13 protein-coding genes and 1 riboswitch are annotated in these 15,328 nt (G+C 52.6%); of the genes, 4 read left to right on the top strand and 9 right to left on the bottom strand.

The window, feature by feature from the left end; translation table 11 throughout:
• Nucleotides 1-312 precede the first annotated feature (312 nt).
• The 6 genes from N902_RS0109965 to N902_RS0109935 form a co-directional block, all read right to left on the bottom strand.
• Nucleotides 313-675, bottom strand: a complete 363-nt coding sequence (locus N902_RS0109965; RefSeq protein ID WP_027370817.1) for a DUF2149 domain-containing protein — start codon at nt 673-675, stop codon at nt 313-315.
• A 587-nt stretch (nt 676-1,262) separates the two neighbouring features.
• Nucleotides 1,263-1,940 carry a MotA/TolQ/ExbB proton channel family protein gene (locus N902_RS17350; RefSeq protein ID WP_084288165.1) on the bottom strand — a complete coding sequence of 226 codons (678 nt, stop codon included), beginning with the start codon at nt 1,938-1,940 and terminating at the stop codon, nt 1,263-1,265.
• A gap of 31 nt (nt 1,941-1,971) precedes the next feature.
• Nucleotides 1,972-2,709, bottom strand: coding sequence for a DUF2162 family putative transporter (locus tag N902_RS0109955; RefSeq protein ID WP_027370816.1), 738 nt, complete (start codon nt 2,707-2,709; stop codon nt 1,972-1,974).
• Between the two features lie 141 nt (nt 2,710-2,850).
• Complete coding sequence (locus N902_RS0109950) at nt 2,851-4,833, bottom strand: TonB-dependent receptor plug domain-containing protein (RefSeq protein WP_027370815.1); 1,983 nt, start codon at nt 4,831-4,833, stop codon at nt 2,851-2,853.
• 30 nt (nt 4,834-4,863) lie between these two features.
• Nucleotides 4,864-5,802, bottom strand: coding sequence for a sirohydrochlorin cobaltochelatase (locus N902_RS0109945; RefSeq protein WP_027370814.1), 939 nt, complete (start codon nt 5,800-5,802; stop codon nt 4,864-4,866).
• A 209-nt stretch (nt 5,803-6,011) separates the two neighbouring features.
• Nucleotides 6,012-6,225, bottom strand: a riboswitch (cobalamin riboswitch).
• A 65-nt stretch (nt 6,226-6,290) separates the two neighbouring features.
• The gene (locus tag N902_RS0109935) at nt 6,291-7,154 is read right to left on the bottom strand and encodes a DMT family transporter (RefSeq protein ID WP_027370813.1); all 864 of its coding nucleotides are present in this window, start codon (nt 7,152-7,154) and stop codon (nt 6,291-6,293) included.
• Between the two features lie 415 nt (nt 7,155-7,569).
• Between N902_RS0109935 and wtpA the strand changes: the two genes are divergently transcribed.
• From wtpA to N902_RS0109920, 3 genes are all read left to right on the top strand, one after another.
• Nucleotides 7,570-8,541, top strand: coding sequence for a tungstate ABC transporter substrate-binding protein WtpA (gene wtpA, locus N902_RS0109930; RefSeq protein WP_027370812.1), 972 nt, complete (start codon nt 7,570-7,572; stop codon nt 8,539-8,541).
• Nucleotides 8,542-8,713: 172 nt separating this feature from the next.
• Entirely contained in the window at nt 8,714-9,508 is a 795-nt protein-coding gene (locus N902_RS0109925) for an ABC transporter permease (RefSeq protein ID WP_051564493.1), read from the top strand.
• Complete coding sequence (locus tag N902_RS0109920) at nt 9,501-10,559, top strand: ABC transporter ATP-binding protein (RefSeq protein WP_027370810.1); 1,059 nt, start codon at nt 9,501-9,503, stop codon at nt 10,557-10,559. The genes N902_RS0109925 and N902_RS0109920 overlap by 8 nt, the downstream gene beginning before the upstream one ends.
• 8 nt (nt 10,560-10,567) lie before the next feature.
• On the opposite strand, the gene N902_RS0109915 is transcribed toward N902_RS0109920, so the two are convergent.
• A complete protein-coding gene (locus N902_RS0109915) occupies nt 10,568-10,840 on the bottom strand; it encodes a hypothetical protein (protein WP_027370809.1) in 273 nt (90 codons plus the stop codon).
• Between the two features lie 180 nt (nt 10,841-11,020).
• On the bottom strand, nt 11,021-13,105 hold the full coding sequence (locus N902_RS0109910; protein WP_027370808.1) for a molybdopterin-dependent oxidoreductase: 2,085 nt from the start codon (nt 13,103-13,105) through the stop codon (nt 11,021-11,023).
• Nucleotides 13,106-13,607: 502 nt separating this feature from the next.
• Between N902_RS0109910 and N902_RS0109905 the strand changes: the two genes are divergently transcribed.
• The gene (locus N902_RS0109905; RefSeq protein ID WP_027370807.1) at nt 13,608-14,993 is read left to right on the top strand and encodes a TonB-dependent receptor plug domain-containing protein; all 1,386 of its coding nucleotides are present in this window, start codon (nt 13,608-13,610) and stop codon (nt 14,991-14,993) included.
• Here N902_RS0109905 and N902_RS19250 read toward each other — a convergent pair.
• Nucleotides 14,924-15,328 (bottom strand): transposase (locus N902_RS19250; protein ID WP_161635172.1); only part of this gene is annotated, 405 nt, incomplete at its 5' end. The genes N902_RS0109905 and N902_RS19250 overlap by 70 nt on opposite strands.

The following is a 15,328-nucleotide window of genomic DNA, read 5'->3' as shown; positions in this document are numbered from 1 at the left end:
CCTCATTGCCCGCCACTGCACTCCATTCAAAATCCCGTTCAAGGCCGTCTCCAGGGCTGGGGGAAGCTCAGAGAGACAACCCTTTGCGGAGGACTATGCAAAACCACTTCTTTCCCAACATCGTCTGCAAATTCAATAAGTTCAGCTGCAGATGGCAACGCAACAACAACCAAACAACAACACAGCAACAAGCGGAATAGATTGAGCCTCCAGGTATAATGCAGGCAAAGCCTTGAGCTATGCTTTTGCCTCATGATCACTCCTTATACATATGGTTATATGAACCTCGGGACATCCAGGCGACCCTGAGATTCATTCGTCCGGCACATAGACCATGCTTCCGTCCTCCAGACGGTAGGCTGTGCCCAAGCGCTCCCCAAGGCCCTGGGCCTGTTTCTTGGTCACCTTTCTGGCATCGATTTTGGTTCCTTTTTTGGTGATGATCTCCATCTGCCCGCTTTTGCTTTTCTTCATAATAGTCAGCTCTGAATCCTTGCTGAACAGATCTTGGAGGTGGTAGGCGGAAAACAAAGTGAATATAAGCCCGACAATGAACACCAAACCTACATCAAACAGATTGGCCACTCCAGTCAATGGATCGCTTGTTTCAGTCTGCTCTCCAAAACAAGGCTTCGAAGCGCCAATCACCCTTCGCTTGGCATGCATAAAACGCATACATCCATCCATTTGAATACAAGTTGTTTGCATGAAAAATGGTGCACCGCGGAGACGCTGATAACGCTGAGTTGAGTTTTATTTATCTTTGCGGCTGAAATAGACGGCAAATATAAAACTGCTCACTGCTTTGCAAGTAGAAAGATAGCATTGTTAACATGCTAAGCTTACGGAACATTTGCCCACAGGACAGAGCCAATTTATTTTTCGCCCTCTCAGCGAAAAATAAAAAATCCCTCTCTTCTGCGTCCTCAGCGTCTGTACCCGATCAGGGGGTGATGACAGCGTTGGTATCACCGGTCATTGCGAGGCGGCTTCGCCGAAGCAATCTCCAGCGCATCACCGTCCCGGACAAAACCAGGAGATTGCTTCGCTGTGCTCGCAATGACGGTCTATTCTTAGGTTTTCCAAATCCCCTGAATGCTTACCAGCGTCTCTGCGGTGGGCTACTCCATAGAGGCCGCAGAAAACGCACAAGAAAAAACCCAGTAAACGCTTACGGTTGTATGCTTTATTGTACCTGCGCTTTGGCAGGTCTGGGAGGTGGTGTGGTTGCCAAAAGACTAGCAGCTCCTTTTTTATGGGAGCTATCCCTGATGCACAGCCATTTTGGTCTCCATGGTCCGCGGCTCGGCTTTCTTGGGTCCTTTGGTCAGCTCCTCTTTGCCCTGTTGCGCCTTGGTCAATACCTCAGTAGCCAGCTCGATATTCTTAATATCCTCCTCTGCCCAGCGCGCTTTGACGGTCCACATGCAAAAAGCCAGCAGGCCCAAGGCCAATCCGACTACGGTGGTGGTAAAGGCAATGACCAGATCCGAAGTCAACCTGGACATATCCCCCTGACCCAATGCAGCCAAACCAGTACCCATGGGAATCAGGGTTCCGATCAGGCCCAGGCCCGGAGCCACCCTGACCACGATGCGCAATCGGTCCATGGACTTCTGGATACTCAAAACTGTATCTTGAAGGAGGTTCTCAATTGCTTCATCTGTATGCTGCAGGTCGAAGTTCAGGTTATAAAGTTTAGCTACATACTCGCGGACTCGGGGAGACACACACATCTGGCCCTGTTCTGAAAGGATCTTATTCGGCAACTGCTCAGGCGGGACGCGGGGCAGACGCATCCGTTGTACCCACTGGGCAAAGAACCCTCCACTATAGACAATGACCCAGAGCAGTAGAACAGATAGCAAAAACAAAACCGGATACAGAAGGGAGGAAGAGATCAGATAGATAAATGTTTTCAATAGGGCGCCAAAATCCATATGCATTGTCCTTCATAAGTGATATCTATTTTCATTCTCTTTTATATCCAGCCCAAAAACCGGCTGTAAACAGAACCACTACACAACCTGATACTCCGAGGATCTGCTCCATGGTCGTAGTGGTTTTCTCAGTTTCATAAGAAGCCAATCTGTAGATTTCGTCCAGCTGTCCAAACTGAGGCATGAGCACAACAGCCAACACAAAAAAAGCAGCAATAGCCAGCATGGCCCCGCCAAGCATGTATTCCGGCTGGCTGTTCTCTTGCCGCGCAAGCAGGCTAAACACCATGGCTGTTCCAACCCCCAGACCGACAAAACCGGCCCAAGCTCCGGCCAGGGCAGAAAATCCAGCAACAGGATACAGGGAAAGGAGCAGCGAAACATTGAGAAAAATGACCAAAGCGCAGACCGGACAGGGCAAAACCAGAAGCGCCCATCCCCAGGCAGCAGCCTTTCCGCCTCTATCTTGAACGAGCAGCAAAAGCCCCCATATAATAAGCAGTGCGGCTAGAAAAACATGCGCAAGCATTCCGGAGCGGAGCACATGCTGCAGGGTCTGAAAATGGTTGAGAAGGACCAGCTGCTGAAGGATCCACCAGGAGGACAAGAAGATCCCGGCATACAGTGCGGCATAGATGCACAGGGCAATGACCTTTTCCCAAGTGGATCCCAGCCGGGCCTGCAGCAGGTAATGCAGGCCCAAGCCGTTTTTGACCGCAAAAATGCTCAAAGAGAAGGCAAGTCCGAGGATCAGGGCTTTGAATTCCATATGCAATCACGCAAAATAAGGGAAAGGACATGTCAAAATGTCTGGCATGTGCACTGAGGGATCCGTCAGAACATATGTATTTCACAGGTCATCCGAATCCTTCAGCAACAAACAGCAGAATTTCTGCGCAACGCTTCAAGCTTAGAAGGAGTACTCCATACCCAGGACAAAGCTTCGCCCGGGCATAGGATAGCCCTTGACATACGAATAGTCCTTGTCGAACAAATTACGCACCTCGCCGCGCAAAGAGAGATCACCGTAGGAATTGAAATCAAGGATTCTTTTTTGGACAGTCAAATTGGCAACGGTAAATCCACCTTTTTCCACTACTGGCCCTGACCAGCTACTCTCCCAGTCCTGGACATCTTGATCACCTGTGTAGGCAAAGTTCAGTCTGGCCATAAATCCATTCATGTCCGAGACTGACAAGCCATAAGAAAGGTTCACATCCGAGATATAGAGCAGATCCTCTCCGGTCTCCTCATCTTCGTACTCGGTCAGATACGTAACGTTCACATAAGGCGTTATGCGCCAATCCCAATTCCATAATGTGGCCAGATCATAAGAAAACTCACCTTCAAAACCAGAAACCGATGCTTCGCCGATATTCTCCCAGGTCTGCACTCCGCCTGGTCCAGCCACCTGCTGAATCTTATCCTCAAAGTCGGTGGTAAAATACGTTACCGATGCGTCCAAGGCCCCAAAGTACACATCAAGCCCTGCTTCATAGGTTTCGCTTGTTTCCGGATCCAAATTGGGGTTTCCCTTGTACTGCGACCAACCGGAGCTGAAATCTCCTGCCAACTGTTTGGCGCTGGGCATTTTGAATCCTTCACCATAGTTAGCTCGCAGCTTGACATTATCTAAGAGAAAATAGGCCACACCCACTCTGGGCGCAATGTTTTCGTCATCTTGTGAGCCACCTTGCCCTTCTTTGACCTCGACTTCGTAATCGTCGTAACGGGCACCTCCGGAAAAAATAAGCCGTTCGTCCAAAAATTTGACCTTGCCCAGAAGAAAATAGGAGGGATTGTCGTACTCAGTTTTCATCGGATCGTTGTCCGAGTCGATCTCGTAGTTCACCCAGTCCAGACCGGCTGTCAGCCTATACTGTCCAGGGCTCCAGGTTACCTGGGCCTGAGCGCCTTGCTGATCTGTTTCTGTTGTAGAAGATCCGCCTGTATCAAATCCATTGGGATCGCTTCCAATCGGGTCGTACCAGGTGTTTTCGTCTTCTCCAACAAAATACCTGGCTCTCCATTGAAATAAGCCATCCCTCGTCTCTCCGTCATAGATAAAGTCTACCGATTCGTTGGACTTATCGTTATAGTCATCAAGATCATTCTGGCTCAGATAGCTTGGGTTGCCGAGTTCATCAGCATCAAATCCGGTGTAGATGACCCCGATCCGGTTGTTGGGCAAAAATTCATATCCAAGATTGAGGCTTCCGCTCAATTTTTCGTCGTACCCAGTATTCTCATACTCCTCGCCATCCGCTGTATCATAGTCATCCTGCGTGCTCCGACGTATGGCCCCGGAAAAGTCGAATTTACCTATTTCTCCAGATATCCCGGCGGCTTCCTCTTCGTAACCATAACTTCCCAGTTCCCCCCGAACATGACCAGAAATCTCGCCTTTACCCTGCTTGGTAATCACATTGATTACCCCACCGATAGCCGCTGAGCCGTACTGAACCGAGGCCGGACCGCGGATAATTTCCACACGCTCAATATTTTCAGTCATGACCTTGGCCGCATTTCCGGTCCCTGCCCGGCGGCCGTTGAGCAGAATGAGGACGTGACCTTCCAAGTCATTGCCATGAGTTTCAGTTCGAAAGCCTCGGATGCCGATTGACGTCAATGCCCCAGGATAGTGCTGAAAATGACCGATATTTTTTTCCAGCAGCAGCTCCCCCAGGTCTCGTGCCGAGGACTGCTTGATCTCCTCTTCATCCACGACTGTAATATTTGATGTCACTTCCCGCTTGGGCTCCGGCAGGCGACCGGCAGTCACCACCATCTCTTCCATGGACATGGTGTCTTCGTCTTCGGAAGCTCCGGCTGGCATGGATGTCAGAAGCAAAAAACCACAGATACCCAAGGCCACATACAGCTTGTAACTCATCCCTTCCTCCAATATTTCCATGTGAAACATTTACTTGTAATGCTCCATCACGTCCTTGAGATGCATGACCCAAATACCTGCGAGATTGTCATACTCTGCGGTACCCTTGAGGACCGGCTCACATTCAATCCCGGATTCTTCCAGGACTGACTTCCAGGAGTTCTTCCCGTCCCCGGCCATATCATTTCGGACATGGTCTCCGGCCACAGCCATAAAGGGCAGAAGATAAGCCTTTTCAATACCCTTTTCTTTGAGCTCAGGAAGGATTGTATCCAAAGACAACGATCCCCCGATTGTGCCCATATAGACATTGGAATCTTTTTGCTGCAGCTCATAGGCCATGGCCTGATAAAATGCGTTGCTGGGATGATAGGTGCCGTGGCCCATGAAGATGACCGCCTCATCTTTGCTCCGCTCTTTAGGGATATTGTTCAGCAAGGCCCGGCGCACATGTTCAAGGCTGTGAGGTGTCGATAAGAGCGGATATCCGAGCATGATCCGTTCAAACCTGTCCATGGCTTCGAATGCATTAACCACAGACTGCAGCTCGTGGAACTCCGCTCCGGCAATGGTATGCAGGGACTGCACGGCCACATGGGTAAAGCCCTCATCCAGCATGTCGGCCAGGGCCTGGATCGGAGAGTCCAGGTCTTTTCCCTTTTTGCCCAGCTTTTTGCGGACCATTTTGGAGGTATATGCCCAGCGGACCGGTATCTTCGGAAAGGTCTCTTCGACCTGGTCTTCAATGCTGTCAAAGGCGGCCTGGGCCTGTGGATAGCTGGAACCAAAGGCCACCAGCAATATGCCCGCCTTATCTTTTTTGTCTTCCTTATGCCCATGGTGCCCGTGTCCATGGCTGTGCCCGAGCCTATCACCGGGCCCATGGGCCGAGACCGAACCACCGGACACGATCAGGCCCAGAAAAAAAGCCAGCATCAATGTGTTCAAGACAATGTTTCCCTTGCGCATACAGTCCTCCTTCTCTTATTTTTTTGTGTTCCCTGGATGAAAATTGCAGGAGCAGAGTCGCAGGGAGCTCCGACCCTGCTCCCGGCTACAGGTTGGAGTGGATATGGAATATAAAAAAAATCCCCGGATCGAACATTTGTTCGATCCGGGGATTTCCCGTTTTTATCCTCGGATACGACTTCAGGCCGGCTTTGACCACGAAAGCCGTCACCTCTTTCAGCACTTGGGCAGGTCTTCTGACTCCCGGATCATCCTCCAGCCGCGCCTTCCCCCCAGGATTGTCCTGAAAGTGGCTTGTTGCGGCCTTCGTCCCCGGTTACAGCGGCGGGCCCGTCCCTGACTTTCACAGGGTTCCCTTTTACAGTCCTCCATCCTTTGCAGCTGGTGCGCTGGATGGAAAACACCCAAGCGTTGTGTTTTGAGGAACCTAAGCTCAAAAACTTCCTTATGTCAACCGGGAAAGATTGCTCCAGGGCAAAAGCTTCCGTTTAGGCCCTTTCCTGGATGGTAAGCACAACCCCGATAAGTATGGACGCAGCACCGAGCCAGCCCAAAAAAGAAAATGTCTCTCCCCACCAGAAGTAAGCGACCACTGCTGCAGCCACAGGCTCCAGAGTGGCCACAATGGATGCCCGGGCGGCCTGTAGGAGCTTGAGCCCGGCGTAATAGGAATGATAGGCGCAATAGGTACACACAAAGGCAATCGCCGCAAGTGCAGCCCAAGCAGTGGGCGTTTTGTGCACAAAGGAGACAAAGGGCAACAAGAGCAGAGAGCCCACAGGAAGGAGAAAAAGAAACAGGTTCGGAGCAGTGTATCCTTTGGAAAACGGCTTGCCCAGGACATAATACATAGAGTAACAAAATCCGGCGGTCAGGCCGAAAAGGACGGCCGAAATACTCACATTGCCGTCCATGCCTTTGTTGCCTAGGGAAATGCAGGCCACACCGACAATGGTCAAGGCCACGGCTGCCAGCTTTACGTAGGTCAAAGGCTCCATGTAAAAAACCCGGGCCATTATCGCTACCCAGGCCGGAGCGGTATACAAAAGGACTGCAGCCAGAGCCGCGCCTCCGCTCTGCACCGAGAGCTGAAACGACCCATAGAACAGGGTCACACCAGTCAAGGCAAAGAGAAAAAGGGCGGGCATATCCCGCAGATTGAGGCGGGTCTGTCCGGCCCAGACAGCCTGTCCTCCGAATAGAACCCAGGCCAAGACACCGCGCCAAAAGGCAATCTCCAAAGGGGTGACTCCTTCAGCCAGGGCCAGCCTTGAGATCGGCCCCAGGAGTCCCCAAAGCACGGCAGCCAGAGCAATAAACATGTAGCCTTTGAGGTGAACAAAATGATTCATAAAACAATGCCGCACCCCTGTTTGAAGTTTATAGCCATAGGCCAGCCTTTGGGTATTCCTGGTCATTGATGATTTCTCGAAACGGAGTTCAGACTGCCAAGTCCTCCGGAAATCAGGCAAGCATACGAGATGTACGACTATACAAATCACCCTCCAAGGTCAAATCAATTTGTATGCTTCGTTAGGGCTAGCATGCCTGCGCCTTCCCGGACATGGGGGCAATATGTACGGTTTGACATATCAAAAAATAATCAATATCCTGCTTTTCCCGCGTTATGGACAGAATGATATCACCTCATGATTACCCAAATATCCGTTGTCATGCTCAGGATTCCAATACATGATTTTCTGGTTCATCGCTTTACATTGCGTGAGTTTCTGTTTTCGGTACATACAAAGGTAAGGAGGCATTGCCATGCATTCCAAATTCATGTCAATCGTGCTCGTACTTGTCTCTCTACTCTTTTTGGGAGCCGGACAAGCCATAGCCAAGGACAAGTTGGTTATCTTCCATGCTGGCAGCCTTGCAGTGCCCATGGAAAAGATGGAAAAGGAGTTTGAGGCAAAGCATCCGAACATCGATGTGCAAAGAGAAGTCGGCGGGAGCACCAAAATGGCCCGTCTGATTTCAGAGGTGGGCAAGCCTGCGGATATTATGGCCTCGGCCGACTTCAAGGTTATCGACAACAACCTGATCCCGGATCATGCAACGTGGAACATCCGTTTTGCCAGCAACGAGCTGGTCTTGGCATACACAGACAAAAGCAGACATGCAAACGAAATAACTTCAGAAAACTGGTACAAGATCCTGCAGCGAGAGGATGTCGAATGGGGGCATTCCGATCCCGATCTGGATCCCTGCGGCTATAGGTCCCTGATGGTCCTGCAGCTGGCCGAAAAGTTCTACGGCATTGACGGATTATATGATGACCTTGTGGCCAATCGGCCCAAGAAGAATATCCGGCCCAAGTCGGTTGAGCTGGTCAACCTACTCAAGTCTGGACACATGGATTATGCCTGGGAGTATCGCTCCGTGGCCGTGCAGCACGATCTAAAGTACATGACCCTGGATGAGCACATCAACCTGGGCAACTACAGGTACGACAACTTCTACAAACAAGCTGAAGTTGAAGTTTCAGGCAAGGAGCCGGGAACAACCATCACCAAAAGCGGCAAGTCCATCACCTACGGTGTGACCATGACCGATGACGCCGAAAATCCGGAGGCGGCGAAAGCCTTCCTGCAGTACATGCTCGATAAGCAGGGCGGTCTGCGCATCTTAAAAGCCATGGGTCAGCCGCCGTTTATCCCCGCCCGGATTCCAGACAAGGAGATGCTGGAGAAACTGCCGAAGGAAATCAAGGAGCTGGTTGTGGTCAAAGAATAAGATAAGGGGAGTGCAGCACGTCTTGCTGCACTCCCCTTAAGGCAGATTTCATGAGCTTGCCGCCTTGACCAGTTTGGAAGATGAGTACAAAAACAAGCCCTGCTTCAGCGTATTCATCACATCCTGAACATTCCGGTATCCTGTGTATGATTGATATATTAGGTCATGATCTATGCGTTTTGTCACCCGCGAATGGTTCTTGCCACTGCTATTTTTCTTGAGCCTACCCTTTCTCTTGCTCATCACAGCCCCACTAGGACAGCTGCTTACTTCTTCGGGGCTTGGCGACTTGCTGCACACGATCAAGGATCCCCAGGTCCTGCAAGCCATTGGCCGCAGCCTGGGAACATCCCTTACGGCTGCTGTGCTCTGTCTGCTCCTGGGCACCCCTTTGAGCTATCTGCTGGCCAGACGGCAGTTTCCCGGCCGACGGCTGGTGGAAGGCCTCGTAGATCTGCCGATCATGATCCCCCATCCGGTTATCGGGATCGCCATCCTGAGTCTGGCCGGCAGATATCATCCCTTCGGCCGCTTCCTCAGCGATCTTGGAATCCAGATCATGGGCTCATATACCGGCATCGTGACCGTGCTCACCTTTGTCGGTCTGCCCTTTTACGTGAACACGGTCAAGAGCGGTTTCGAGGCCATTCCCGCCCGGCTGGAAAAGGCCTCCAGAAGTCTTGGGGCCGGCATGGCCTCCACCTTTGTCCGGATCACCCTGCCTCTGGCCTGGCGGAGCATGATTCTGGGCATGATCATGTGCACAGCAAGGGCTATCAGCGAGTTCGGGGCCATCGCCATCGTGGCCTACCACCCCATGACCGCTCCTGTCCTCATCTACGAGCGCTTCACAGCCTACGGGCTAAAGTACTCTCAGCCGGTGGCTGTTTGGCTGGTCATCATTTCCTTTTGCCTCTTTGTGCTCATCCGCCTTTTTTCCAGATCCCGGGAATCTGCATATGCTTGAGATAGACTCGCTATGCGTCCGCCTGCAGGGGTTCTCTCTGGAGAACATCTCCATAACAGTGCAGCCTTCCGACTTTTTTGCTCTGCTCGGCCCCACCGGCTCTGGAAAATCCATCCTTCTGGAAGCAGCCATGGGTCTTTTGCCAGTTGCCGAAGGAAAGATCAAAATATCCGGGCAGGACATAACCGCTCTGCCCCCGGAATCCAGGGACCTGGGACTCGTCTACCAGGATCACGCCCTATTTCCCCACTTAAGTGTCCAAGCAAACATCCTCTACGGCACCAGATATCACCGCATTCCCCAAGAGACACGCAGGTCCAGGTTCAAACTGCTCGTGGACCGGCTCAAGCTCGGGGATCTCCTGCACCGCAGCCCGACTACCTTAAGCGGTGGCGAAAAGCAGCGCACAGCCCTGGCCAGGGCGTTAATGCTCAACCCTCGGGCCCTGCTTTTGGACGAGCCTCTCTCCGCCCTGGATCAAATGTTCCGCGACGATGCCCGGCGGCTGCTCAAGACCCTGCACCAGGAGCTGAACACTCCCTTCATCCTTGTCTCGCACAGCTTCTCCGAAGTCCTGTTTTTGGCCAACAAAGGAGCAGTCATCAAACAAGGCAGGATGCAGCAGTCTGGCAGCATTGAAGATCTTTTTGAGCGTCCGGCTTCGTCGTTCGTGGCCGCTTTTGTGGGCATGAGCAATATCTTCCCTTGTCGAGTCTTTCAGGGAAAGGCCCATTTAAAGGGACTTACGCTCCAGGCCGGACCACAAGCCTGTTCGAAGCACACCCATCTGGCTGTCCGGCCGGAGGAAGTCAGGCTGGCCGGCCCCGCAGGGTCGACCTTTGCCAACAATTTTAAGGGTCGCATTCTCCATCTGGACTGCCAAGGATTCTACTACCGGGCCAAGATCCGGATTCAGGCGGCAGAGTTCGAGGCCTACTGGACCAGGCATGAGGTGGAGGAAGGAAATGTATGTTTAGGGCAGGAAGTTAATATAGCCTTTCCGGCCTCGGCTGTCCATACATTCGCCGATCCGGATGCGGACCGCAGCTAGGTCAGGAACTAGCCGGCCTGCAGTATTTCGTACTCTGCCCGAGAGTCAGCTTCATCCGCCTCGTCCGCACAGAGCAGACCGCCTATACTCAGGGCGGTCTCCCGATCCAGGTAAATTTCCGTGTCCCGGCCCTGGAAGGGAGCCACGACAAATCCATGTTCATCGCCCTTTGCCCTGGCATGGATCAGGCGGCCCAGGGCTTTGGCATCACTCCCCAAAAGCAGCTCAGTCAGTTTTTCCCGAACCAGAATGAGCCGGCCGGGCTGAACGATCAGCTTCATGGGCCTCCCTCCGCGGCTAAAGTAATAAAACGATTTCTGCAAATTTAGAGCGCACACAGTCTTGCGGCATTTGGCCCTGGGCTGAACCAGATGCGATGAGGCTCAATTCTCGTCCAGCCCAGGGCAATGTGCCGGCAGGTCCGGTTCGGACTATAGGCACCTTATGAGCATAAAGCCGGTCTAGACCTTGGATACGGACACAAAATGCTCCTGCAGGGCCACGGCACCTCCGGCCGGGTCCCAGATATCCAGCCCATTGGACATGAGCTTGTGATCAGCCACTCCTCTGCCGTAGGCGCGCGTCTCCACCGGCAGGGTATGCCCAAAGCCGTGGACCATAAACACAGCCTCCGGATGGATCATATCCGTGACCATGGCCTTGATCCGCCCGGAATGCTGTCCGTTGCTCACCTCCACAACATCGCCGCTGTGGATGCCGAGCTTCTCGGCTTCCGTGCTGTGGATCCACAGCACATTCTCCGGCATTTGCTCAAAGAGCATGGGGTTATTCACTGTATGTCCCTGGGTATGGACACCGCAGCGGCCGAAAGTCAGCCGATAACGTCCCTGCGGGGGACGCTCCGGTGGACTATATGGCTTCAGCGACGGCTGCCCGGCCTGCTCCCACTTCTCAGAGATTATTTCAATCTTGCCTGAAGGCGTCTTGAACTTCAGTTCATCCGGCTTCCTGTATACCGGACCGTCAGTGAGCGGGACCATGCCGGTGGCCTTAAAATCCTGCATGCTCACTCCAGTATCCTGCAGCTGAAAGTTCCACATGTCCTCAATGGAGTCATAGGCCAGTTCCGTAAGCCCCATGCGCTTGGCCAGCCCGGAAATGATCTCCCAGTCTGCCTTGGAATCAAAACGAGGCTCAACCGATCTGTTCCGGAGGAAGAAATACGGACTGAGGGCATTCTTGGTGGCGATGATGCTCTCCCGTTCCAGGTATGTGGACAGAGGCAAGACGACATCGGAATACCAGGCTGTCTCCGACCAGCTGAAGGTGACTGAGACCATAAGCTCCAGCTGATCAAAGGTCTTTTGCAGCCGCTCCGGCTCTGGATAGGCCATCAGCGGATCGTGGCGGTAGGCGATGTAGGCCTTCAGCGGATACGGATCTCCGGTTTCCATGGCCTTGAAGGCCAGGTGTCCAAGCCCCGGGCCCTCTTCAAACTGGGGATATTTCCAGCCCACGCCGTCGGCCCGCTTTTCTTCAGGTTTGGGATACAGGTCCATAAAGCTTTTCAGACCCTTGTATCCCACGTCGCCCGGCTTGTTGACCAGGGGGAGTCCGCCTTTGGCCCCGACTGATCCCAAGAGGGCATTGATTATATAGATCGAGCGGCAGACATAGAACGAATCCTTGTATCTGGCTGTATTCCATCCTGGATGCCAAAGCACAGCCGGTTTGGCCGAACTCAGCTCCTGGACAAATGCCCGCAGCTCTTCAGCCTGAATGCCGGTTTCTTCCTCGGCCCATTCCGGGGTATAGGGCTCGATGAATTTCTCCAGGGCCTCGAAATCCTTAAACCAACGCCGCACATATCCCTTGTCGTAGAGCTCCTTGGCCAAGAGCTCGTTGATCACGGCCAGATTGAAGGCATAGTCGCTTCCGGGCCGGATCTGGAAATAACGGGTCGCCTTGCTCGCGCTGACAGTCGCCCGCACATCGATGACCGTAAGCTTGCATCCCTTGTCCAGGGCGGTCATCATATCGTTGACTTCTTTAACGTTTATGGCCTCGAACAGGTTTCTGGTCTGCAGGACCACGTGCCGAGAGTTTTTCAGATCGTAGGATACGCCTTTTCGGCCGAATCCAAACAAGGAAAGAGCCGAGTGCTGTACATTCCGGGCACAGGACGCATCGTGGTTGCAGTAGTTGGGGGTTCCGATGCCGCGGAGAAATGCCCGCTTATAATCCCGAAAGGGGCCGCCCCGGTCCGAGAGCAGGATGCTCCTGCTTCCGTATTCATCCCGTACCTTGTTCAGCTTCTCGGCAACATAATCAAGCGCCTCGTCCCAGCTCACCGATCGCCACTTCCCTTCTCCCCGCTTGCCTTCCCGAATCAGCGGGGTTTGGGGACGTTCCTTGTCCTTGAGCAGCCCCAGACCAGCCGCCCCTCGAGCGCAAATCGACCCCTCAATGCCTGAGGCATGGGGATTTCCCTGTATGAACGAGACCTCACCGTTTTCAACTTCGGTCATGATGGGACAGCGCACAGTGCACATCCCGCAAATACTGTAGACCTGCTCCTTACCCATATTTCCTCCTTGATCAAGATTCATCGTCATGTCCTGCTATGTCATGAACGGCGGCTGTCCCAGGCAGACACGGACACGGAGCACCGGTTTTCACAGCATCCCTTTCCCGCATGACGGCCTACATACCCCCGTTGACTTGTTTTCATGCTATGGCCCGGCCCGATTTTCATGTACCGGATGAACTCCAGGATACCTCTCCCTGCTGGACCTCTCGTTGTAATTTGCCCTTTCGGCTCTACCCAAGTCCAGCCCGTATGTCAATGCCGCCACACCTATGTCTATGGGGATATCACTGCATATTGTGTCAGTGGCACGAATAGATTTTTCATGGCTTTTAATCGGCTCCCCTGCCACAATCCCTTCCTTGGAAGTATTATAATTGACATATCCAAGACAGCAGGTTACGGATTTTGTCTTGCCGGCCCAGGAGAAGTGGGCACAACGGTCAAGCCTTGGGAGGGTGTCGCAATATGTTTCCCACCAACTGCAGATGGAGGAAGGTATGAATGGTAAGCTGACAACATGTGTGATCGTGTGCCTGGGGGTTCTCCTCAGTTCCGGCGTATCAGGAGCACAGTCGGAACCAGAACCCGCCTTCAGTCTGGGCGAGGTAGTGGTCAGCGGGAAACGACCGGGGGTCGAGGACATCGGCATTACCACGGAAATGAGCAGCAAAGATATAGAAGCCACCGGCAGCAAGACCCTGGCCGAGGCCCTGCGTTTTGCTCCCGGGATTACTGTGACTCGAGGAGCCAAGAACGAGCCGGAGATCTCCATCCACGGCTTCGGCACGGAAAAGTCCCTTTTCCTGATCGATGGCATCCCCTACTATGAAACCTACTATGGAAAGCTGAACCTGGACCAGATCCCCACCGAGATGATCTCCAAGATCGAAATCAGCAAGAACGCCCCTTCCGTCCTTTACGGAGCCAACACCCAGATTGCGGTGGTGAATGTGGTGACCAAGAAGGGGACCGAGGATCCCAGCTTCAACTTTACCCAGGAGATTGGGGAGAACGATACCTACCGCACCGTTTTGTCCCACGGCAACCAGGTCGGCAATGTCAACTACTGGCTGAGCTACAGCCGCAGAGAAACCGAGGGGTGGCGGATGTCCGATGATTATGATCCTGCCAAGGCACAACCACGCCGCCCATTTATGGGAGATCCAATAATCACTGAGGACGGGGGATTTCGCAACAACGCCGATTTGGAACAGGACTCGTTCTGGGGTCGGATCGGGATTACACCAACCCAAGATTCGGAATATTTCTTAAGCATGCACATGTTGGATGCTGAAAAAGGGATCCCATACCAGACCGACGAGTATAAAGTCTTCACCCAGCGTGGTGATGATCCGGCATTCTCTAACTTTGCCCGCTTTGGAGAATACCAGGACTGGGGGCTGGACCTCAGCGGCAAACAAAAAGTACTGCCCTGGCTCACCTTGCGGGGAAAACTTTTTTATCATGAACATACAGACGATTATATTTCCTATTCAAATCCTGACCTGGATGAAGAACTGGCCAAAAGCACCTATGAAGACTCTTATACCGGCGGATCACTGATTGCAGATATCGATCCAGTCGATTGGTATACCGGACACTTCTCAGTCCACTACAAACAAGACACCCATGAAGACCGAGACGCTACCTACCTGCCGTTTAATGAATCAAAGTCCTATACCGGTTCAATCGGTACGGAGCATGAGTTCTTCACCCATTATGGGCTGACTGCAGTCATTGGCGCAAGCTATGACTGGTTTGAGGTCACTGATGCTGAAAAAACCGTGTTCACAGAAGACTATATTTTGGCTCCTCACACAAATTTGTGCATGATTTTGGGTTCAGGCAGTCCAGCCATGCAATGGTATAGATTACGGATGTAGTTCTTGGCTGACCGGAAACCGTAAGCCCTGTGGCTTATCATCTTGGCCTTGTTGTTGAGACCTTCTACCGAGCCGTTGCTGATCGGCATCTTGAAATAGCTGAGTATATTTTCTTCTTTGCGGCGCAGCATCCAGGCAAAATTTCGCATCGGCTGCAGTCTGGAATGAGTGGCCCACCAGAACCACTTATCGAGGAATTTTTTGGCCCAGGCTCTTCGCTTATACGACCAGAACCGGCGAAATGATTCCTTGAGTAAATAGGCCCTGTTGATTTTGAGATTGAGCTTTTCAAGTGCGCTCAACCGGGATGCCTGCTTGTCAGTCAGGTTCCATGG

Source organism: Desulfovermiculus halophilus DSM 18834 (assembly GCF_000620765.1).
GTDB classification, from domain to species: domain Bacteria; phylum Desulfobacterota; class Desulfovibrionia; order Desulfovibrionales; family Desulfothermaceae; genus Desulfovermiculus; species Desulfovermiculus halophilus.
Note: the sequence above shows the minus strand (reverse complement) of the source record. Positions and strands in the feature narration are given on the sequence as shown.